This is a genomic window from Streptomyces sp. NPDC052225 (assembly GCF_040679615.1).
In the GTDB taxonomy this organism is placed as follows: domain Bacteria; phylum Actinomycetota; class Actinomycetes; order Streptomycetales; family Streptomycetaceae; genus Streptomyces.
On record NZ_JBFAVD010000008.1, the window covers coordinates 95276 to 116220 of the forward strand.

Genomic DNA, 20945 nt, shown 5'->3' on the forward strand with positions numbered 1-20945 from the left:
ACTCCTGGCGGAATACGAGGAAACCGGTCGTCGGAGAAGCTCGTACGGCATGCCGACGCAGTGGTCTCCGGCGTGCGGCCGGGACACCGAGATCCCCCGGTTCGATGATAGGGACAGGCTTCGGCTGTCGCAGTCGTATCGCGCTTCGCGCTCCTCCCTGCGCATGTCAGTTGTCGAATCGGCCCACCACCCGTTCCGTCCGTCCGTCCCACACCTGCCAGGCAGGGATCCGAACACCGTTGGGCAGCAAGGCCGTTCGGCCGAGTGCGAGTCTCAGGTGACGTGCGGCCTCTGCACCGGGGGACGCACCGTGGTCGAGCCGGATCCGAACGCTCTTTGAGCTGCGGCGGACGTCAAAGTCGTAGGGATAGCCGTCCACCGTGGCATTCCGGTCGATCAGGACTCCCGGAATCTCGTCCGTCAACAGGTACTGCAGCCGGTCGCCGACGTTTTCGTCGGCGTGCTCCGGGCGAACTCCGAGCGGAGGGAGCCCGTCCTTGGCCTCTGCCGCGTCGAGAAGTGCGTGCGGCATGCCGGACCGGACAGACCAGAAGTCGCGGTCGCCGAACACGATGAGATGTGAACGAGCCCGGGTGATGGCCACATTCCAGAGGTTGACCTCGCGGGAGAGCCAGTTGACGGCGCTCGGACGCATCCGGTCGGACGCAACAAGGGACAGGAGGATCACATCCTGCTGTCCTCCCTGGAAGGTGTGCACCGTCCCGACCCTGACCCGTGGTTCGTGCTGCCAGCGGCCGGCGATCAGGTCCTTCTGGGCCCGGAAGGGAGTGACGACGCCTACGGTCGAACCGGGCGGAAGTCTCTTGAGCAGGCGCTCCACCGAGAGATGAACGCGGTCGGCCTCCTCCTGGTTCTGCCACGACCCGCTGTGGCCCCTGCGCACCGTTCCTTTCACGTCGAGCCACTGCACGGCGTCGACTCCATCGATGCGCCGGAGCGACCGGGGGTCGGTAAGGACGGTCAATCGGCCGCCGTAGCAGTGTCGGTTCGCGATGCCGACGATGTCCGGGTGGCAGCGGAAGTGCTCGTCGAGCAGCAGCGTCTCCCCTGCCGCATGGGCAGCCGCATGGAAGGAGGAGTAGCGGCGGTGCTCGAGCCGGTGCTCGTCGAGCCAGCTGGCCCGCAGTCCTGTTCTCCGGTGTGCCTCAGCCTCCTGGCGTGGCTGCAGTGTGGTGATGTGCTGCAGCTGCATGGGGTCGCCGATCACCAGGGCACGCCGGGCGCGGAAGAGCAGTGGCAGCACATCCGGTGCGGAGCACTGACTGGCTTCGTCCACGATGACCAGGTCGAAGAGGGCGGCCCGGTCCCGGAACCGCCGTGCGGACCGCGCGGTGACGGCCCACCCCGAGACCTGCGGCAGGATGCGGTCCAAGGTCGACCACTGCCTCGGCGAACGTGCCCGCACCGCCTCGATGCGCTCGTGGACGGCAGCGCGCGCGGTCAACGCCTGCTCCGCCACCGAGGACTGCAGCAATGCTGTCGCGGCCTCACGGACTCGCCGGTCGGCATCCTGGAGCGTGGCGTGGAGTTGTGCGTCGTCGGGCGCCGCTTCGGCTGCGGTGCGCATCCGCCGCCAGTCGGCTTCCGCTTCGGCGAACATCAGCAGTTCGACGAAGTCCTGGCGGTCCACGACCTGGATCGGCACAGGGTCGAGCCTGCGCACACACCGGCCGCGCAGCCATCCCCCGAGGATTCCGAGACGGGCGGCCCTGCGAGCCCGGCGCAGCCACCGTCCCAGGGAGACGTCGTCGCCCAGCGCGGTGGCGCAAATCAGGGGGTCCTGGTGGTGCTTCTCCGCGTAGGCGGAACGCAGCCGGCCGAGGTCGGCGAGGTCCCGCTCCCGGCGGGCGATCTCCGCGAGCCGGTGCCGCAGCGACTCCTGCGTGCGGAGATGGTTCCGCAGTTCGCCCCGGTACGTCTGGGAGGACTGCCGGGGCCGGACGCTGCGGGTGAGCTCCTCCAGTGTGCGCACCTCCTTCTCGACAACCGACTGCGCGCCTGTCCGCACGAGAAGCCCCGGGGCGAGTTGCTCGCACCTCTCCCAGACCTCGTCCACCGCCTTGTTGTTGGTGGAGGCGACGAGCACGGTCTCTCCGGCCGCTCTGGCGGTGGCGACCGTGTTGACGATGAGCTGGCTCTTGCCTGTGCCGGGTGGTCCGGTGGCGACCGTGAGCCTGCGGACCATGGCGGCCCGGATGACGGCTTCCTGTCCTTCGTTGAGTTCCAGTGGCGCGACGATCTGTACGTCCGCTTCGGCGCTCGGATCCGTTTCGCCCTGGGCGGTGAACGCTCCGAGTGCCGTGTCCGGGAACTGCCCGATGCTCCGCTGCAGCGTTGTGTAGTCCTTCATCAGCTGCGCTGTAGCCGCGCTGTCCGACCGGGTCGCGTAGACGACCGCCACGTTGCGGGCGCCCTCGTGTGCCGCGCGCAGCGAGCTGCCGTCGCCGAGGGCCCCGGGATCGAGGTGTTCGGTGTCGGGCAGCCCGAGTTCCTGCAGCAGGCTGCGCAGGTCGCGGATCATGTCCTCGCGGAATCCCGGCCGCCAGTTGGGCTGGTAGGCGGCGAGCAGTTCCCGCCCTTCGTCCTTGCCGAGGCGGTTCAGGACGAGTTCGGGGTGCAGGACGATCGGTCCGGAAGGCGTGACGACGCTGCGCCCCTGCGGTCCGGGTTCGACATCGATGCGGCGCATGGCGAGCGGTGCGCACACCTGTCGCGTGCCGTCGTACAGTACGGCGACGGGATACCCGTACCAGAGGTCGGAGCCGTCCTTCTGCGCCTGCTCGGCGAGGTCCACGACGCGTTGTGGTGCCTGCACACTGGATTCCGTGCCGGAGAGAAGGACTTCCTCCCCGGCCGGCCAGACCGTGCGCGGCGGGTCACTGCCCGCCAGTGGCAACAGTCCGCCGGTGCGGTTCTCCGCCTCCAGGCATTGCTGGTAGTAGGCCAGCAGTTGGGCCCATTCGACGTCGGTGAAGGTGGAGTCGTCGTGTGCCGCTTCGGTGGGCTCGACCGGTGCCGGTGACTTGTCCCCCGCGGTATTGGTCACTGCGGTGAGCCCGGCGGGCAGTGGCTTGAGCGCGGGGATCTGGCGGCCGGTGGAAGCGCGGGCGAGAAAGATGTCCCCGGTCACGGACAGGGTGGACTGGGTCGGCGTCTGCCGACGGCCGTCCGGCGCCTTCCGCAGCTCCCGGCTGATGTAACGGAACAGGTCGTTCGCAGAGATCAGGCCTTCGCCGTGCAGGTCCGCTTGTCCCGAATGCAGACCCTCGACGATCGCCCGAGTGAACTGTGAAGGCTGGTCGGCGTCCGTGGTGAACGCCTTTTCCCAGTGCTGGGAGGCGGTGATGACGTGCACTCCGCTGGCTTCGACCTTCGGTTCGGCGGCCGGCTGGGGTGCTCCCTTGCTGCGAAAGCCCTGCACCGCGCTGCCGCTGAAACAGCAGTCGAGCAGCAGCACCTTGCGGCGGGCCGCGCACTTCTCCAACTGGTCGATGACAAAGGCTGCTTCGAGGGCCGTCTCCCGTTCCCGCCCGGCCTCGGTGTCCGTGGTGACGAAGTACAGTTGTCCGTCCTCGCGGTCGTACGCCCCGTGGCCGCTGAGGTAGACCACCACCAGTTCATCGGGTTCCCGCGCGCTCAGGAAGCCCTCGATGGCCTGCTTGATCGCTGCTTTGGGCGAGTCCTCGACCCGGGAGCACTTCTCGTACCCTCCGACGGCGGGCATCTCCAGAACCTGGCCCAGGAAGTGGATGTCCGCGCGCACCGAAGGCAGGGCGGGGTAGCTCGCATCCTGGTGGGTGGCGGTGCCCACGAGCAGGGCATGCTTTCGGCTCACCGCCCGACTCCGGGACCGGGGCCCGAACTGCCGTTGCTGCCACCGTCCCGCAGCTTCCTGATCTCACGTCCGGAGACGCCGCCCTGGAACTCCGTGACCGTGCCGTCCGGGTGCAGGACGCGCACCTTGCGGCTCTTGCGGACGGCGACCCATGCCTTGATGGCGGTCCCGGCCAGCGTGAAAGATCCTCCCGTGAGAACGAGCACGACCTCCGGGGTCAGCAGCGCGGGTCCCTTCGAGCCCTCCGTATCGTGTGTTGCTTCCGGTGGGGCGAAGCGCACCTCGGTGTCGTCCAACCGGCGCAGAACGTCGCGGAGTTCTCGCGCCTCCAGTTCCGCGTGACGCGGGTCCGCCCCGGACACCTGAATCCGTACGGACTCGATCTGGCCGGTCATACTCCCCCTCGTGTCATCAACTCGCCCACATATAAGGCCAGTTGGGATGTGCGCCAACGCAATGTCACCCTAGCGACTTTCTTGCACGCCAAGATCCGGGTCCTCGTTTCCCGCTCCGTGCCCGCCCATCGGGAATCCGGAGAATCCCGTACAACGGCTCGCCCAAGTCGGCCCACCGCTCCAGCGCGTCACGGTCGACCAGATGGATCCCGTAGCGCGGGCCACTGGCTCTGGCCGCTGTCGTGAACCCTCCGGTGGTGACGATCACAGCAAATTCAGCACCATGGTCGTGGCGGTAGGTTCCGTTGACCCGCTGGACGTCCTGGTCGCCGACCTTTCGGTCCGGTCGCAGCCGCTTGCACTGCACGACCACCCGTCGTAGGGCCCCGTCGACGACCAGTACGTCCGCTCCCTTGTCTCCGGCTCGGCCGACATGCTGCGCGGCCAGGCCGTCCCTGCGCAGCAGGGAGCAGACCGCCAGTTCGAACGCCGTGGGGTCCAGGGAATCGAGATGTGCCAGCGAATAGCGCATGGGCCCTGCGGCAAGCGCCGAGCGGCCGACCCGCGTCATGAAGGTCGCTCGCCCCGGATGCAGCGCCAGCCCGACAGCTGTGGAAGCCAGCCCGAGCCCGGCCCACACCGGCCACTCCCTGCCCACCTGCCACAGCCCGATGAGCCCTGCCAGGCCTCCGAGCCCCCACGCCCACCAGGGAATCGCGGCCCACCCTCCTTGGCTACGACTGCGCCGCATCAGCCGGCTGCCCCGAAGAGCGTCCACACTCCAAAGGCCAGACCGAACAGCGCGAGTCCCGCCAGGTCGGTGACCGTGACAAGGGTGAAGCCGTGATCCTGGCAACGCGCGAACAGCCCTCTGCGTCTGCGGCGGCACGGCCGGTGGTACTGCGTCGGTCCACCGCAACGGGACACCAGCACACATCCGCCTATGCCCAGTAATCCCATGACAAGCAGCACTGAATCCCCCGATCCCCCGCTCAAGCCTTCATATGTATCGGAGAGCCGCGTGTCTCGACCAGTGCGTCTTCGGACGAACTGCAGGGCCCGAGTTCCAGTCACTCGCCCACGCCCCTCACCTGCGCCGTCCCGCGCTGTCCCCCTGGCCTACTTTGTAGGGCCACTGCCGCTCCTGGGCCACCTGGTGTCAGTGTCACCGTCCTGGATTTCTTCCAGGCAATTTCAGCCAGGCTGCCTGAGCTGCACCAGCAGGAATGCGACCGGCACACACGCACATGAGCTGACACGGGGCAGGAGCCGCATGGAGGATGGCCGGTTGACGAAGGTCACCGAGTCCGAGTTCAGGCATGAGCGCCGCGGCCTTGAGGCGATTCGCAGGCTCCTGCCGAACGAGGGAGCCTTGGCGCGCCTGGTCGAACTTCACCTTCACCGCAAATAGTGGGCACCTCAGCGAGATCGACCTCATGATCACCACACCGGTAGGTGCGTTCCTGGTCTGAAGAACTGGCGCGGGTCGGTGAGCAGCGGCGGCAACAGCTGGGTGAACGGGCCCGCTCCGAGCAGGCGTTCGCCGAGGCCCGCGACTGCGTCATCGTGCCCACTTCCACCCTGGAGCTCGGCATCGACGTCGGCGACCTCGACCGAGTCATCCAGATCGACTCCCCGGCACCGTCGCCTTGTTCCAGCAGCGGATCGGCCGCCGCGCCGACTCCTACCGCAACTGTCTCTTCCTCGCCACCAGTACCGAGTCGTTGCTGCAGGCCGACCGGCTGCTCACCCCCTGGGCCAAGGGCTGGGGCGAGCCCGTCAACCCCGCCACCGTCGCCCCGTCACCTCGCCGCCCAGCAGCTGCTCGCCCTCACCCTGCAGGAGCACCACATCGGCGACCGGCTCTGGCCCACGCAGTAGAACGGCCTTGCATCCTTTGACCGGTCGGCCGCCCCGCGCCTGAAGCACCTGGTCGACTGGACAGCGACGACGGCATGCTCTTCATCGGCCCCGAGGCCGAGAAGCACTTCGGCCGCCGCCACTTCATGGACCTCACCGCTTCTCTCACCGCGCCGTCCGAGTTCACCGTCCTCGCCGGGCTCACCGAGATCGGCCCCACCGATCCCATAGTGCTCACCGAGGAACGCCCTGGCCCGCGTCGTCTCCTGCTCGCTGGGCGCAGCTGGCAAGTCACCTTTATCGACCGGGCCCGGCGCCGTGCATTCGTCGAACCCGTCGACGACGACGGTGTCGCCAAATTGCAAGGCAGCGAGGCGCGCGGTCTGTCGCTCACCCTCACCCGCGCCATGCGCGACGTCCTCCTCGGCACCGAATCCAACGTCCGGCTCACCCACCGCGCCACCACTGCCCTCGCCGAGTTGCGCACCGATCATGCCCTTCACGAGGTTCACCCGGCCGGCACTCTCGTGGTCTGCGACGCCGACGCCACCCGCTGGTGGACCTGGCCCGGCTACCGCGCCAACGCCACCCTCGCCGCTTCCCTCGGCAACCTCGCCGACCCCGGCCAGCGGCCCTCCGACACCCATCTCCGCCCGCGCCAGGACCTCTCCCCTGCCGACGGGAAATCCGCCCGCGCCGAACTCGCCCACCCCCTCACACTGCCCACCATCGACCCGCGAACCGTCCGCGGCCTGAAGTTCTCGGCTGCCCTCCCACCGCGCGTGACCACGGCCAAACTGGCCGAACGTCTCGCGGACTTCTACGGGGCAGCGACCACGGCGCGAGAGCCGGTACGGCTCGAGTGGGGATGTGAATGCCGCTCCTGACAGCGCGTAAGTTCCGCCATGGCGCCATCTCTGCCATGCCCACCGGGCCTTCGGCTTGCGAAGCCCGCAAGAACTACTCCTGTGCGAAGCCCGACCTAGCTGCATCCTCGACGACAGCAGCCGGATGGGTGCCGGTCCGGGAGGTCCGTTCCGCATGGGCGAGTTCGAGGGTGGAGGCCTGCTGGTCCTCCCCGGCGCGACGAACAGCCGGTGGTCGACGTTGTCGCAGTCGTCGTAGGCGGGCGGAAGCGCGGGCAGCGTCTCCTCGCCGAGTCTGCGGACCTCTGGCGCCGCGCCGGATCGACCTCCTCACGGCCGAAAATCTGGTTCGGGCCTGCAGTGGGGTCGTCTGTGGGCACAGATGGCTTGGCGTGGGCGTCGGGCCACTCCATGCCGCTCATCGCCCCGGGGACCTGACAGTTGACTCCGCTGGCGATAAGCCACACTTCACCGAACAAACCGGTGTGCACGTCGCCGCCGACGGCCTCTGCACCGAACTTTCCTTCTCGGTATTGGGCATTCCGTTCTTGGCAGTGCACCTACCAGCGGACGCGCAAGGGCCCGTTCACGGAGCACTGAGCAGGTCCGAAGAAAGGACCGGACACTTCAGTCACAGCTTCGGAATCCCGAGGTCGGCAAAGAGCGATCCGCTTCAGCAGATCTTTGTCTGAGGAAATCCGACGAGCCTTGTTGCGCACATGCGCACGATCCACGACCCAAGCGTCTCCGGCCCAGGTGAGATTAGCCCCCATGATGACTCCGCCCCACTCATACTCGAGGCCCTCTGCTGTGTGGACACCGCCTGTCTGGCCGAAGCCGCCGGGATCCGTGGCCCAGAATCTACGCTTCGCACTCCGGGGGTGCGGTGGCCGTCATCGGCATTCCATGGCCGGACCCAACCCTTCTCCGGTGCAACGACCAATGCCGTACCTGTGTTGTCGGTCCAGTCCCAGCACACACCTGCGCTCATCCGAGTATTCAACCCGGCGTCCGACTTGGACTGCAGAAAAACCTCCATACGGGGCTGCAATGTCCGTGTAGTACAGCTCGAAGGGTTCCGGGTCTTGGTCGTCATCAAGCTTGCGCCACCGCCATTCCCCTCAAGGGATTTGCAGGTCAGACATCCTCGCGCACAGGCTCAAGAATCGCGACGCACTCCACATGATGAGTCATCGGAAACAGATCGAACGCCCGAAGCGTCCGCACCCGGTACCCGCCCTCCTTGAAGTACCCCAGGTCCCGCGCCAGCGCCGCCGGGTCGCAGGCCACGTACGCGATGCGGCGGGCGCCCAGCGTCGAGAGGTGGGCGACGGTCTTCTTGCCGGCGCCGGCGCGCGGCGGGTCGAGGACGATCAGGTCGACCTCGGTGATGCCGGTGCGCGGCAGGGCCGCCTCGACCTTGCCCTGCTCGATGCGGACCCGGTCGAAGGACTCCAGGTTGTGCCGGGCGTCCTCGACCGCGCGCTTGCCGGACTCGATGCCGAGCACCGCGCCCTTCTCGCCGACGCGGTCCGCGAGCGCGCCCGCGAACAGGCCGACGCCGCAGTACAGGTCGAGGGCGGTGTCGCCCTTGCGGGGCAGCAGGCCCTGCATGACCGCCTTCATCAGGGTGTCCGCCGCCTTCGGGTGGACCTGCCAGAAGCCGCCGCTGCCGACGCGGTACGTACGGTCGTCGGCGCGCTCGCGGACGAAGGGGCGGCCGTGGACGCGGTGGACGCCGCCGTCCTTCTCGCCGACACGCATCACGGAGACCGGCTTGTCCAGCTCCACGATGGGCAGGCGGGCGCCCGGCTTCGGGGTCAGGATCACCTGGCGGTCCTGCGAGCCGCTGGCGGCGATGGCCTCGACGGACTCCATGCCGGACCAGTCGCGCTGCTCGATGCCCAGCTCCGAGACGCCCTCGGCGGCGATCATGCAGTGCTCGATCGGCTCGACGTCGTGGGAGCGGTGGCGGCGCAGGCCCGCGTTGCCGTCCGCGTCGACGGCGTACTGGACGCGCGTGCGCCACTGGGGCACCTCGCCCGCGGGAAGCTTGTCGCCCTCTGCCGGCATGACCGTGCCGTCCCAGCCGGCCTCCTCGGGCGTGAGGCCCGCGAGGCGCTGCAACTGCTCGGCGATGACCTCGCCCTTCAGGCGGCGCTGCGCCCCCGGCTTGGCGTGCTGCCAGTCGCAGCCGCCGCAGCGGCCGGGACCGGCGTACGGGCACGGCGCCTCGACCCGGTCCTTGGACGGCTCCAGGACGGTGACCGCGTCGGCGCGCAGGAACCGCGCGCCCTCCTCGCCCTCGGTCACCCGGGCGACGACACGCTCGCCGGGCAGCGTGTGCCGGACGAACAGGACCTGGCCCTCGGCCGTGCGCGCGATGCAGTGACCGCCGTGCGCGACGGGGCCCACCTCGACCTCGTACTCGGCCCCCACCAGTGACTTCTTCGGTTCTGCCTGCATGGCGGGGTGACTCCAGTACGTAAGGGGACGGACCGCGGAAAAAGAGCGGCCGGACAACAGCCCACCAGTCTACGTGGCTGTCGTCCGGCCGCTCACCACGGGCGAACCGCGCGGTTACTTGTGGCTGTGCTCCTTGGGCCGCTTCTCCACCGGCCCGCGGCGCACCGCACCCGGCGCGCTCCACTCGGAGCGCCTGCGGGCCCGCTTCTTGGCGGCCTCGGAGGACTCCAGCTGGTAGGGCACGGAGGTGACCATGATCCCCGGGGTGAAGAGCAGGCGGCCCTTGAGGCGCAGCGCGCTCTGGTTGTGCAGCAGGTGCTCGTACCAGTGGCCGACCACGTACTCGGGGATGATCACGCTGACCGCGTCGCGCGGCGACTCCCGGCGCAGGCTCTTCACGTACTCGATGATCGGCCGGGTGATCTCCCGGTAGGGCGAGTCGAGGACCTTGAGCGGGACGTCGATGCCGCGGCGCTCCCACTCCTCCCGCAGGGCCTTCGTCTCGACCGGATCAACATTGACGCTCAACGCCTCAAGAGTGTCCGTACGCATCAACTTGGCGTAGGCGAGCGCACGCAGCGTCGGGCGGTGGATCTTGGAGACGAGGACGATCGAGTGGACGCGGGACGGGCGGACGCTGTCGTCGGACGGCGTGTCCGGTGCGGCGATCTCCTCGGCGACCCGGTCGTAGTGCTTACGGATCGCGGTCATCGTCGCGTAGAAGATGCACATGCCGAGCAGCGCGACCCAGGCGCCGTGCGTGAACTTCGTGACCAGGACGACCACGAGGACGAGGCCGGTGAAGAAGGCGCCGAACGCGTTGATCGCGCGGGAGCGGATCATGTGGCGCCGCTTGTCCGCGTCCTTCTCGCTCCGCAGGTGGCGGTTCCAGTGCCGGACCATGCCGGTCTGGCTCAGCGTGAAGGAGACGAACACGCCCACGATGTAGAGCTGGATCAGGCGGGTCGAGTCGGCCCCGTAGATGATCACCAGGAGCATGGCCGCGCCGGCCAGCAGCACGATGCCGTTGGAGAACGCGAGGCGGTCGCCGCGGGTGTGCAGCTGGCGCGGCAGGTAGCGGTCCTGCGCGAGGATCGAGCCGAGCAGCGGGAAGCCGTTGTACGCGGTGTTGGCCGCGAGGAAGAGGACCAGGGCCGTGGCCGCCGCGAGGATCAGGAACAGGAAGCTGCCCTTGCCGAAGACGGCCTCGGCGACCTGCGAGATGACCGGGTTCTGGACGTAGCCGGAGCCCACCGCGATGCCGTTGTGGATCAGGTCGGTCGCCGGGTTCTCGGCCATGCGGACGTGGGTCGCCATGGCGAGGGCGATGATGCCGCAGAACATGGTCACGGCCAGCGCGCCCATGAGCGCGAGGGTGGACGCCGCGTTCTTCGACTTGGGCTTGCGGAAGGCCGGGACACCGTTGGAGATCGCCTCGACGCCGGTGAGCGCCGCACAGCCGGACGAGAAGGCGCGGAGCAGCAGGAAGACGAGCGCGAAGCCCGCGAGTCCCTGGTGCTCGGCCTTGATGTGGAAGTCGGCGGTCGGGGCCTTCATCGCGTCGTCGAGGACGATCCCGCGGAAGGCACCCCAGGCGATCATGATGAAGACGCCCGCGACGAAGACGTACGTGGGGATGGCGAAGAGCTTCCCGGACTCCTTCACGCCGCGCAGGTTCATCAGCGTGAGCAGCACGATGACGGCGCACGCGCAGAGCACCTTGTGCTCGACCACGAACGGGATCGCGGAGCCGAGGTTCTCGATGCCGGAGGCGATGGAGACGGCGACGGTCAGGACGTAGTCGACGAGCAGGGCGCTCGCGACGGTGAGCCCGGCCTTCGGGCCGAGGTTGGTGTTGGCCACCTCGTAGTCGCCGCCACCGCTCGGGTAGGCGTGCACGTTCTGCCGGTAGGAAGCGACGACCGTGAACATCAGCACGACGACCGCGACCGCGATCCAGGGGCTGAAGTGGTAGGCCGACACGCCCGCGATGGAGAGGACCAGCAGGACCTCACCCGGCGCGTACGCCACGGAGGACAGCGGGTCGGAGGCGAAAACGGGGAGTGCGATGCGCTTCGGCAGGAGCGTTTCTCCGAGCCGATCACTGCGCAGAGCGCGCCCGATCAAGATCCGTTTGGGCACGTCGGTCAGTTTGGACACGCAGAGGATCGTAAGCGTTCGAACGGGAGGTCGCCCACCCACCACCCCTAAGAGCTCGTCATTGCACCCCGTGGATCTAGGCCCCGACGCGAAGGAGGAGTTCGAGCACATTGCCGATACGGTGGTCCTGATACGGGCCGTACGGGCCCGCACCGTGCCCAGATCGAGCCGCACCCCGGCTGGACCGAGCCGCGAGAGAGAGACATGAGCAGGACGTTTAGGCAGGTCAGAAGGCCTATGAGGAGTGCGGGGTAGGGCCGTGCATATCGTGATCATGGGCTGTGGCCGCGTAGGGTCCCAACTCGCCCAGACCCTGGAACAGCAGGGCCACACGGTCGCCGTGGTCGACCAGGACCCCACGGCCTTCCGCCGCCTGGGCTCCGGGTTCGGCGGCCGTCGTGTCACCGGGGTCGGCTTCGACCAGGACACCCTGCGTGAGGCCGGCATCGAGGAGGCGGGCGCCTTCGCCGCCGTCTCCAGCGGTGACAACTCCAACATCATCGCCGCCCGCGTGGCCCGCGAGATGTTCGGCATCGAGAACGTGGCGGCGCGGATCTACGACCCCCGCCGCGCCGAGGTCTACCAGCGCCTGGGCATCCCCACCGTCGCCACGGTCCGCTGGACCGCCGACCAGATGCTGCGCCGGCTCCTGCCGTCCGGGGCCGAGCCGCTGTGGCGCGACCCCACCGGCGGTGTCCAGCTCGCCGAGGTGCACGCCTCGTCGGCCTGGGTGGGGCACAAGATCAGCCGCCTCCAGGAGGAGACGGGCGTCCGCGTGGCGTTCGTCACCCGGCTCGGCGAGGCGATCCTGCCGACGTCGCAGACGGTGTTGCAGGAAGGCGACCTCGTGCACGTGATGATGCGCACGGACGACGTCGAGAAGGTCGAGGCGACGTTCGCCGAGGGTCCTGATGAGGAGGGCGGTCACTGATGAGGGTCGCCATTGCCGGAGCCGGAGCGGTGGGCCGCTCGATCGCGGGCGAACTGCTCGAGAACGGCCACGAGGTCCTCCTCGTCGACAAGGCGCCGACCGCCATCTCGGTCGAGCGCGTCCCGCAGGCGGAGTGGCTGCTCGCCGACGCCTGCGAGATCACGTCCCTGGACGAGGCGGCGCTCCAGCGCTGCAACGTGGTCATCGCGGCCACCGGCGACGACAAGGTCAACCTCGTCGTCTCCCTGCTCGCGAAGACCGAGTACGGGGTCCCGCGGGTCGTCGCCCGCGTCAACAACCCCAAGAACGAATGGCTGTTCAACGAGTCGTGGGGCGTGGACGTCGCCGTCTCCACCCCGCGCCTGATGTCGGCCCTGGTCGAAGAGGCGGTCAGCGTCGGCGACCTGGTCCGCCTGCTCCGCTTCAGCCACGGCGACGCGAACCTGGTCGAGCTGACGCTCCCGCCGGAGTCGGCACTCGCCGGCACGCGCGTGGGCGACGTCCAGTGGCCGGAGGACACGTCCCTGGTGACGATCATCCGCGGCACCCGCGTCCTGGCCCCCAGCCAGGAGGACTCCCTGGAGGCGGGCGACGAGCTCCTGTTCGTCGCGGCCCAGGCGCGCGAGGAACAGTTGGAGGACCTCCTTTCGGTCCGCCGCGAAGACGCGTAGAAGGCATAAGGGTGGGCCCCCGAGCTAGGTGCTCGGGGGCCCACCCTTATGTCCTCAGGGGCGCGAGGAACTGCGCGCGCAGCCGCACACGACCGGCACTCGCGCAACGGCCTCAGGCCTCACGGCGATGCCGCGCCCCACCTTCGCCCCGAGCGACCTTGGCCTCCTGCTCGGCCTTCTCCGCGGCCTCCATCTCGGCGAACACGTCAATGGGCGCGGGGGCCTTCGCCAGGAACACCCACGTCAGCCACACCGCCAGCAGGAACGGCGGAATCTTCAGCGCGATGAGCACCCAGCCGAACTTGGTCGTGTCCGCCCACCAGTACATCGGGAAGAGCACCGCGCACTTGGCGAGCAGGATGAGCCCCCAGGCCCAACTCGCCTTCGCGTAGGCCTTCTTGCGCCCAGGATTGCGCGTACGCCACGACAGGTTCTCCTTGAACACGGGCCCGAGGATGAGCCCGATCAAGGGAACGCCGCACAGCGTCGTCACGATGTACGCGAGGGAGAGCCCCAACGTGTAGAGCATGCCGGGGAGATAGAAGTCCTTGGCGTTCCCGGTCATCATCGCGAAGACGACACCGAAGACGACGCCGAAGACACCACTGAAGGCGTGCTTGACCGTGTCCTTCATGACCAGGCGTACGACGACCAGGACCAGGGACACCGCGAGGGCCGCGATGGCCGACATGTGCAGGTCCTTGTTGATCGTGAAGATGGTCACGAAGAGAAGACCGGGCACGACGGTCTCCACCATGCCCCGCACGCCACCGAAGGCCTCGAAGAGCGCGGCCTCGGTCACCGCCCTGTCCGCGGTGTCCTGGTCTGCGAGGTCTTCGCGGTCGGTCGGCTTGTCGAGGGACGTCACCGGCTACTCCCGTCCGAGCGGTCTGAGTTCGTATTTCGGATTGAAGAGCACCCTACGGCCCCGGCTCATCGATATCCGGCCCGATGCGATCAACTTGCGGCCCGGCTCGATCCCCACGATGGAGCGCCTGCCGAGCCACACCACGTCCAGGGCGGCCGAGCCGTCGAACAACTCCGCCTCCAGGGCCGGGACTCCGGCGCGTGGCCGAAGGGTGACGGTGCGCAACGTACCAGTAACCGTGACTATCTGACGGTCCTGGCAGTCGCCGATACGCGTACAGCCCGTGGTCTGCGAATCCTCGCGCAGCTCCTCCGACTCCAGGTCCTCCTGCGAGGTGGAGAGCCGGTCGAGCATGCGCCGGAATCGGCCCGCCGGCTTCTCGGACGTCCTGTCGGAACGAGGAACAGCACTCATACAGGAAGCGTACCCGGGGCCGGTGACACGGTCGTACCCGCTGGTGTACCCCGGATCCGAGGTCCTTACCTCTCGATCTACCGCTCGAACCGGTACCCCATCCCGGGCTCCGTGACGAAGTGCCGCGGATGCGACGGATCGGTCTCCAGCTTGCGGCGCAGCTGTGCCATGTACACGCGCAGATAGTTGGTCTCGGTGCCGTACGAGGGCCCCCACACCTCCTGCAACAGCTGCTTCTGGCTGACCAGGCGCCCCGTGTTGCGCACGAGCACCTCCAGGAGGTGCCACTCCGTGGGCGTGAGCCGTACGTCGCGGCCGTCCCGGTTGACCTTCTTCGCGGCCAGGTCGACCGTGAAGCCGTCCGTCTCGACGATCCCCTCGTCCTCGCCGCCCCCGGTGGGCTCGGCCCGTCGCACGGCCGCGCGCAGCCGCGCGAGCAGCTCGTCCATGCCGAAGGGCTTGGTCACGTAGTCGTCGGCGCCCGCGTCGAGCGCCTCGACCTTCTCGTCCGAGGAGTGCCGCGCGGACAGGACCAGGATCGGTACGCGGGTCCAGCCGCGCAGCCCCTTGATCACGTCGACGCCGTCCATGTCGGGCAGGCCCAGGTCGAGGACGACCACGTCGGGGTGGCGGGCGGCGGCGAGCTGGAGGGCCTGAGCGCCGTCGGCGGCGGCGTCGACCTCGTACTTGCGCGCCTTGAGGTTGATGACGAGGGCGCGGACGATCTGCGGTTCGTCGTCGACCACGAGCACCCGGGTCATGCGGGCCTGCCTCTCTGCGTTCCAGCGGTGTGCGGGGCGGCCTCCGTGGCCGCCGCCGGTGCGAGGGTGCGGGGCGCTGCCCGCAGGGTCAGAACCATGGTGAGCCCGCCTCCTGGGGTGTCCTCCGCGGCGAGCGTGCCGCCCATCGCCTCGGCGAAGCCCCGCGCGACCGCGAGGCCGAGGCCGACCCCGGCGCCGCGCGGGGCGTCCCCGTAGCGCTGGAAGGGTTCGAAGATGCGGTCCTTGGCGTCGTCGGGGACGCCGGGGCCGCGGTCCACGACGCGGAGTTCGACGCGGTCGCCGAGCGTGCTGGCGGCGACGAGGACGGGCTCGTCGGGCGGGCTGTACTTGACGGCGTTCTCGACGACGTTGGCGACGGCCCGCTCCAGGAGCCCCTTGTCGACGCTGACCATGGGCAGCGACTCGGGGATCTCCAGATCGACGCTGAGCTCCGGGTCCGGCACGCCGACGAGCGCCATCGGCACGACCTCGTCGAGGTCGATCTCGCGGATGAGCGGGGTCACGGTGCCGGTCTGGAGGCGCGACATGTCGAGGAGGTTCCCGACGAGGTGGTCGAGGCGGTCGGCGCCCTCCTCGATCCCGGCGAGCAGCTCGGCCTGGTCCTCGGGCGACCAGTCGACGTCCTCGGAGCGCAGCGAGGAGACCGCGGCCTTGATGCCGGCCAGCGGGGTGCGCAGGTCGTGCGAGACGGCGGCGAGCAGGGCGGTGCGGATGCGATTGCCCTCGGCGAGGGTGCGGGCCTGGTCGGCGGCGTCCTGGAGGCGCCGGCGGTCGAGCACGACGACGGCCTGCGCCGCGAAGGCCGCGAGCACCCGGCGGTCCTCGGCGGGCAGCACCCGCCCGGACAGGGCGAGCGCCATGTGGTCGCCGACCGGCATGTCCACGTCGGCGTCCTCGGGCCGCCCGCCGGGGTGCGGCCCGGCGCTGCCCGCGCACGTCCAGGGCGCGATGTCGCTCTCCCGCTCCAGAAGCGCCACGGACTCCATCGCGAACGTCTCCCGTACGCGCTCCAGGAGCGCCTCCAGAGACGTGTCGCCGCGCAGCACACTGCCCGCGAGGAAGGAGAGGATCTCCGACTCGGCGCGCAGCCGGGCCGCCTGGTGGGTGCGGCGTGCGGCGAGGTCCACGACGGACGCGACGGACACGGCGACACCGACGAAGATCACGATGGCGACGATGTTCTTCGGGTCGGCGATCGTGAACAGGTGCAGCGGCGGCGTGAAGAAGTAGTTCAGGAGCAGCGAGCCGACCGCCGCCGAGGCGAGCGCGGGGAACAGTCCGCCGACGAGGGCCGCGGCGACCGTCGCCGACAGGAACAGCAGCATGTCGTTGGCGAGGCCGAGGTCGCCGCTCATGTGGGTGAGGGCCAGCGAGAGGAGCGCGGGGCCGCCGACGCCGACCAGCCAGCCCCACACGATCCGGGACCGGCCGAGCCGGGCGCCGCGCGCGACGGGCAGTCCGCGTCCCTTGGCGACCTCCTCGTGGGTGACGATGTGCACGTCGAGGTCGGGCCCGGACTCCCGGGCGACGGTGGCGCCGACGCCGGGCCCGAAGACGTACTGCCAGGTCTTGCGGCGCGAGGAGCCGAGGACGATCTGGGTGGCGTTGACGCCGCGCGCGAACTCCAGGAGCGCCGAGGGGATGTCGTCGCCGATGACGTGATGGAACGTTCCGCCGAGGTCCTCGACGAGGGTGCGCTGGAGCGCGAGCTCCTTGGGCGAGGCGGCGGTCAGGCCGTCGCTGCGGGCGATGTAGACGGCGAGCACCTCGCCGCCCGCGCCCTTCTCCGCGAGCCGCGCCGCGCGCCGGATCAACGTACGGCCTTCGGGACCTCCGGTCAGCCCGACGACGATGCGCTCGCGGGCCTGCCAGGTGGAACGGATGTCGTGCTCGCCCCGGTACTCCTGGAGGTACTCGTCGGCCCGGTCGGCGACCCAGAGCAGGGCCAGCTCGCGCAGGGCGGTGAGGTTGCCGGGGCGGAAGTAGTTGGACAGGGCCGCGTCGACCTTGTCCGGCTGGTAGATGTTGCCGTGCGCCATCCGGCGGCGCAGCGCCTGGGGCGACATGTCGACCAGCTCGATCTGATCGGCGCGGCGCACGACCTCGTCGGGCACGGTCTCACGTTGACGTACACCGGTGATCGACTCAACCACGTCACCCAACGACTCAAGATGTTGAATGTTGACGGTCGATACGACGTCGATGCCGGCGGCGAGCAGTTCCTCGACGTCCTGCCAGCGCTTGGCGTTGCGCGAGCCGGGGACGTTCGTGTGCGCGAGTTCGTCCACGAGCGCGACGGCCGGGGCCCGGTGCAGGACGGCGTCGACGTCCATCTCGGGGAAGAGCGAGCCCCGGTACTCGATCTCCCGGCGCGGCACCTGCTCCAGGCCGTGCAGCATCACCTCGGTGCGCGGCCGGCCGTGGTGCTCGACGAACGCGACGACGCAGTCGGTGCCCCGCTCGACGCGGCGGTGCGCCTCGGACAGCATCGCGTACGTCTTCCCGACGCCCGGCGCGCTGCCGAGATAGATCCGAAGTCTGCCGCGTCCCATGGCCTCACTGTCTTCTGTCGCTGCTCCACGCAGTCTCGACCTTACGGCCGACGATGGCGACAAAAGGGACGGATGCCTGGTGGGCGGGCGGCTTTGACGCAACCCTGATGCCGGTCCCGCCGCGGGCTCAGTGCTCGACGATCTCGCCGTCGCTGAGCTCCAGGACGCGGTCCGCGAGGCCGAGCAGGGTCGTGTCGTGGGTGGCGACGAGCGCGGTGACCCGCTCGCTGCGCACCACGGCGCGCAGCAGCTCCATCACGGCAAGGCCGGTCTCCGCGTCGAGCTGTCCGGTCGGCTCGTCGGCGATCAGCAGGGCGGGCCGGTTGGCGAGCGCGCGGGCGATGGCGACGCGCTGCTGCTGCCCGCCGGACAGCTCGCCGGGCCGCTGTCGGGCGTGCCCGTCGAGGCCGACGAGGGAGAGCAGCAGCTCGACGCGCTCCTCGCGCTCGCGCGGGTCGGCCTTGCGCAGCCGCATCGGCACGCCGACGTTCTCGGCGGCGGTGAGGATCGGGATGAGCCCGAAGGACTGGAAGATGAAGCCGATGCGGTCGCGGCGCAGCTCCAGGAGGCCGTTCTCGCCGAGCCGCGCGAGATCGAGCCCGTCGACGGTGATCCGCCCCTCGTCGGGCACGTCCAGGCCGCCCACCAGGTTGAGCAGCGTCGTCTTGCCGGATCCTGAGCGGCCCTTGAGGGCGACGAGCTCACCGCGCGGCACCTCGAAGGAGACCCCGCGCAGCGCGTGCACGGCGGCGGCCCCTGTCCCGTACGAGCGGCGCAGGTTCTCCACGACGACCATCGGCCCGCTGCCGTCCTGCTCCAGGACGGCGGTGCCCGCCTCGGTGCTCTCGGTCATCCGTCCACTCCCCCGTCGTCACGTTCCCGGCCGGGCGCCAGTATGGTCACGCGGCGCCCGGCCGGGCAATGGTCGAGACCGGTTCGGGGCTTCTAGCTGGGGTTCTCCGCGTGGGTGAGGGTCTCCCAGGCGACGAAGAGGTTGTTGGAGCCCGCGGGCCGCTGCTGCTCGGTGAGCTTCTGGGTGTTGGTCATGGCGACGCCGAGCCGGGTGTGCAGGGCGTTGTAGCCGACCTCGGTGACGGGCCCGAGCCCGCGCTTGACGGTGCCGCCGCACAGCCAGCTCGGCGGTGCCTCACCGAGCTCGTACCGGGAGTGGAAGCCGAGCGCCTGCCGCAGCCGCTCGCCGACGTCGGTGCCGTACAGGTCCGTGCCCTGGATGCGGCTCGTCTCGGCGACGTGCGAGATGGCGGAGATCCCGTACCCGGTGTGCGTGAAGTCGCGGCACGTCTCCTGGGACAGCCCCGTCACGAAGGTCGACTGCCCCTGCCAGTAGCTGACGATCTTGGCCTTGGTGTCGAGGTTCTGGCTCGGCACGGTCTTGGGCAGCTCGCCGTCCGAGGCGAGATACACGTAGGCGGCCGTCCGCGTCCGGAACTTCGCCATGGCCTTGTCGTACGAGGTCCTGTCCTCCAGGAAGACGGAGATACCGACGGCGGCCTCCATCATCGACAGCTCCCAATTGCCGTTGGAGTTCGAGCCGTTGATGACCTCGGGCAGGTACACGTCGCGCAGCATCGTCCTGAAACGCGCCTCGTTGGCCCAGCCGCCGCTGTACGTGTACTTGATGATCTCGGCGGCCTTGGGCCAGGAGGAGCCCGCCCAGCCGGTCTGGAGGGGCGCGTTGCTGTTGGTGTGGTCCTTGATGGTGGCGGACCAGGCGTCCATGAGCGCGATGGACTTCTTCGCGTAGCGGTCGTCGCGCGTGATGTACCAGGCGAGCGCGTCGGTGTACGCGGCTATCGCGTCCTCGCGCTCGTCGGTGCAGCCGTAGTTGGGGTTGGAGTACGAGCCGCACTCGACGGTCGCCCAGGGCTTGGGGGTGCGGTTCAGGTCGGCGTACTTGCTCGCCATCATCTGGTCGAAGGCGCCCTTCCAGGGCTGTGCCCCGGCGGCGACCTTGGCCTTCGCGAAGTCCAGCTGCCCCTGGGAGACGGTGACTCCGGGGTGGGCGAACGCGGCGGGGGCGGCGTCGGCGCGGTCGGCGCCGGGCCAGGCGACGACGCCGACGGCCACGGCGGCGAGGGCGGTGGTGAGGGTGGCGAGCAGGGTGGTGCGCGATCTTCTGTGACGAGCCTGCATGGTGGGGGGCCATCCGTTCTCGTATATGAACGCGAGGCGCCGATGTGAACACGACGCTGGGCGGAGACCCTAGGTACGGACCAGCCTTCCGTCAATACCTGAAGAAAGAACGGGAGTTGGGCGGCCCTGAACACCAAAAGGGCCGGGGCCGCGCGTCCTTGAAGACGTGCGGCCCCGGCCACGTACTACAGCTGTCGTGCGTCAGCGCACTTCGGTGATCTCCGGGCCACGGGCCAGCTGACCCATGCCGCCGCCGAAGCGCGAGCCTTCCTGGCCGTCCTGCCCGGCACCCTCGGCGACCATCTGCGCGTCGTCCGGGAGCTTGAGGACGATCGGGTCACGCGGGGCCATCGGGCCCTCGCCGCGCACCACGACCGTGTCGCGGAAGATCTGCTCGAGAAGGCCGGCCGCCTGCGGCTGCACCGCGCCCTGCCCGGAGATCACACCACGCAGGAACCAGCGCGGACCGTCGACACCGATGAAGCGCACGACCTGGAAACCACCCGTGCCGTCGGGCAGCTGCACCGGCACCTGGGCCCGCAGCTCCCAGCCGAGCGGCCCCTCGACCTCGTCGATCACACCACCCTGCTGAGTGATGCCCGTGGCGATCTCCTCGCGGACCTCGCCCCAGATGCCCTCCTTCTTGGGGGCCGCGAAGCCCTGGAGCTGGATCGCGCTGTCCTGGAGGACCACGGTGGCCGCGACGATCGCGTCGCCCGCGACCTCCACGCGCAGCTCCATGCCCTCTACACCGGGGACGAAGAGTCCACCGAGGTCGACCCGGCCCTCGCCGGGCTCACGGACCTCGGAGGCGTCCCAAGGGCCGTCCGGGCGCGGCTCGGGCTCGAGGCGGACACGCTCCGGCTCGGCCTCGGCGTCCGCGTCGGCATCGTCGACGACCTGCTCGGCCTCGCCCGCCGCGTCCACTGCGTCTTCAGCGGAGCTGTTCTTCTTGCGACGTCCGAACACG

The 20945-nt window shown here is 69.4% G+C and carries 14 protein-coding genes and 3 pseudogenes; 4 read left to right on the top strand and 13 right to left on the bottom strand.

Annotated features, from left to right (window positions below; translation table 11 throughout):
• Positions 1-166: 166 nt before the first annotated feature.
• The 3 genes from AB0L37_RS14760 to AB0L37_RS14770 form a co-directional block, all read right to left on the bottom strand.
• Positions 167-3832, bottom strand: a complete 3666-nt coding sequence (locus AB0L37_RS14760) for an AAA domain-containing protein (RefSeq protein WP_365504406.1) — start codon at positions 3830-3832, stop codon at positions 167-169.
• Between the two features lie 20 nt (positions 3833-3852).
• On the bottom strand, positions 3853-4251 hold the full coding sequence (locus AB0L37_RS14765) for a hypothetical protein (RefSeq protein WP_365504408.1): 399 nt from the start codon (positions 4249-4251) through the stop codon (positions 3853-3855).
• 64 nt (positions 4252-4315) lie between these two features.
• Positions 4316-4891, bottom strand: a complete 576-nt coding sequence (locus AB0L37_RS14770; RefSeq protein ID WP_365504410.1) for a restriction endonuclease — start codon at positions 4889-4891, stop codon at positions 4316-4318.
• A 633-nt stretch (positions 4892-5524) separates the two neighbouring features.
• Here AB0L37_RS14770 and AB0L37_RS14775 point away from each other — a divergent pair.
• A pseudogene (locus AB0L37_RS14775) lies at positions 5525-5767 on the top strand (NERD domain-containing protein); the annotation flags it as partial.
• Positions 5767-6998: pseudogene (locus AB0L37_RS14780) on the top strand (helicase-related protein); the annotation flags it as partial. The pseudogenes AB0L37_RS14775 and AB0L37_RS14780, both read left to right, overlap by 1 nt.
• A 539-nt stretch (positions 6999-7537) precedes the next feature.
• Here the strand turns inward: AB0L37_RS14780 and AB0L37_RS14785 are convergent.
• The 3 genes and pseudogenes from AB0L37_RS14785 to AB0L37_RS14795 all read right to left on the bottom strand — a co-directional run.
• A pseudogene (locus AB0L37_RS14785) lies at positions 7538-7834 on the bottom strand (DNA/RNA helicase domain-containing protein); the annotation flags it as partial.
• A gap of 280 nt (positions 7835-8114) precedes the next feature.
• Entirely contained in the window at positions 8115-9443 is a 1329-nt protein-coding gene (locus AB0L37_RS14790; protein ID WP_365504412.1) for a class I SAM-dependent RNA methyltransferase, read from the bottom strand.
• A gap of 114 nt (positions 9444-9557) precedes the next feature.
• A complete protein-coding gene (locus AB0L37_RS14795; RefSeq protein WP_365504414.1) occupies positions 9558-11603 on the bottom strand; it encodes an APC family permease in 2046 nt (681 codons plus the stop codon).
• Between the two features lie 259 nt (positions 11604-11862).
• Between AB0L37_RS14795 and AB0L37_RS14800 the strand changes: the two genes are divergently transcribed.
• Positions 11863-12534, top strand: coding sequence for a TrkA family potassium uptake protein (locus AB0L37_RS14800; RefSeq protein WP_365504415.1), 672 nt, complete (start codon positions 11863-11865; stop codon positions 12532-12534).
• Positions 12534-13205: a TrkA family potassium uptake protein gene (locus AB0L37_RS14805; RefSeq protein WP_207826409.1), complete on the top strand. Its 672-nt coding sequence runs from the start codon at positions 12534-12536 to the stop codon at positions 13203-13205. The genes AB0L37_RS14800 and AB0L37_RS14805 overlap by 1 nt, the downstream gene beginning before the upstream one ends.
• Before the next feature lie 112 nt (positions 13206-13317).
• Here AB0L37_RS14805 and AB0L37_RS14810 read toward each other — a convergent pair whose 3' ends face one another.
• The 7 genes from AB0L37_RS14810 to AB0L37_RS14840 form a co-directional block, all read right to left on the bottom strand.
• Positions 13318-14073, bottom strand: coding sequence for a DUF3159 domain-containing protein (locus AB0L37_RS14810; protein WP_365504417.1), 756 nt, complete (start codon positions 14071-14073; stop codon positions 13318-13320).
• Between the two features lie 3 nt (positions 14074-14076).
• The gene (locus AB0L37_RS14815) at positions 14077-14487 is read right to left on the bottom strand and encodes an OB-fold nucleic acid binding domain-containing protein (protein WP_365504419.1); all 411 of its coding nucleotides are present in this window, start codon (positions 14485-14487) and stop codon (positions 14077-14079) included.
• A 77-nt stretch (positions 14488-14564) separates the two neighbouring features.
• Positions 14565-15248, bottom strand: a complete 684-nt coding sequence (locus AB0L37_RS14820) for a response regulator (RefSeq protein WP_365504421.1) — start codon at positions 15246-15248, stop codon at positions 14565-14567.
• Positions 15245-17821 (bottom strand): sensor histidine kinase KdpD, encoded by a 2577-nt coding sequence (locus AB0L37_RS14825; protein ID WP_365504423.1) that lies wholly within the window; start codon positions 17819-17821, stop codon positions 15245-15247. Before AB0L37_RS14825 ends, AB0L37_RS14820 begins: the two co-directional genes overlap by 4 nt.
• A 127-nt stretch (positions 17822-17948) precedes the next feature.
• Positions 17949-18674 (bottom strand): ABC transporter ATP-binding protein, encoded by a 726-nt coding sequence (locus AB0L37_RS14830; protein ID WP_365504425.1) that lies wholly within the window; start codon positions 18672-18674, stop codon positions 17949-17951.
• Between the two features lie 92 nt (positions 18675-18766).
• Positions 18767-19975 (bottom strand): alginate lyase family protein, encoded by a 1209-nt coding sequence (locus AB0L37_RS14835; RefSeq protein ID WP_365504428.1) that lies wholly within the window; start codon positions 19973-19975, stop codon positions 18767-18769.
• A gap of 201 nt (positions 19976-20176) precedes the next feature.
• Positions 20177-20944, bottom strand: coding sequence for a DUF3710 domain-containing protein (locus tag AB0L37_RS14840; protein ID WP_365504429.1), 768 nt, complete (start codon positions 20942-20944; stop codon positions 20177-20179).
• Position 20945 lies beyond the last annotated feature (1 nt).

Bases quoted from the DNA above. Each gene is read 5' to 3' on its own strand.
- AB0L37_RS14835 (WP_365504428.1), bottom strand. From the start codon at position 19,975: ATGCAGGCTCGTCACAGAAGATCGCGCACCACCCTGCTCGCCACCCTC.
- AB0L37_RS14820 (WP_365504421.1), bottom strand. From the start codon at position 15,248: ATGACCCGGGTGCTCGTGGTCGACGACGAACCGCAGATCGTCCGCGCC.
- AB0L37_RS14815 (WP_365504419.1), bottom strand. From the start codon at position 14,487: ATGAGTGCTGTTCCTCGTTCCGACAGGACGTCCGAGAAGCCGGCGGGC.
- AB0L37_RS14790 (WP_365504412.1), bottom strand. From the start codon at position 9,443: ATGCAGGCAGAACCGAAGAAGTCACTGGTGGGGGCCGAGTACGAGGTC.
- AB0L37_RS14805 (WP_207826409.1), top strand. From the start codon at position 12,534: ATGAGGGTCGCCATTGCCGGAGCCGGAGCGGTGGGCCGCTCGATCGCG.
- AB0L37_RS14830 (WP_365504425.1), bottom strand. From the start codon at position 18,674: ATGACCGAGAGCACCGAGGCGGGCACCGCCGTCCTGGAGCAGGACGGC.
- AB0L37_RS14765 (WP_365504408.1), bottom strand. From the start codon at position 4,251: ATGACCGGCCAGATCGAGTCCGTACGGATTCAGGTGTCCGGGGCGGAC.
- AB0L37_RS14825 (WP_365504423.1), bottom strand. From the start codon at position 17,821: ATGGGACGCGGCAGACTTCGGATCTATCTCGGCAGCGCGCCGGGCGTC.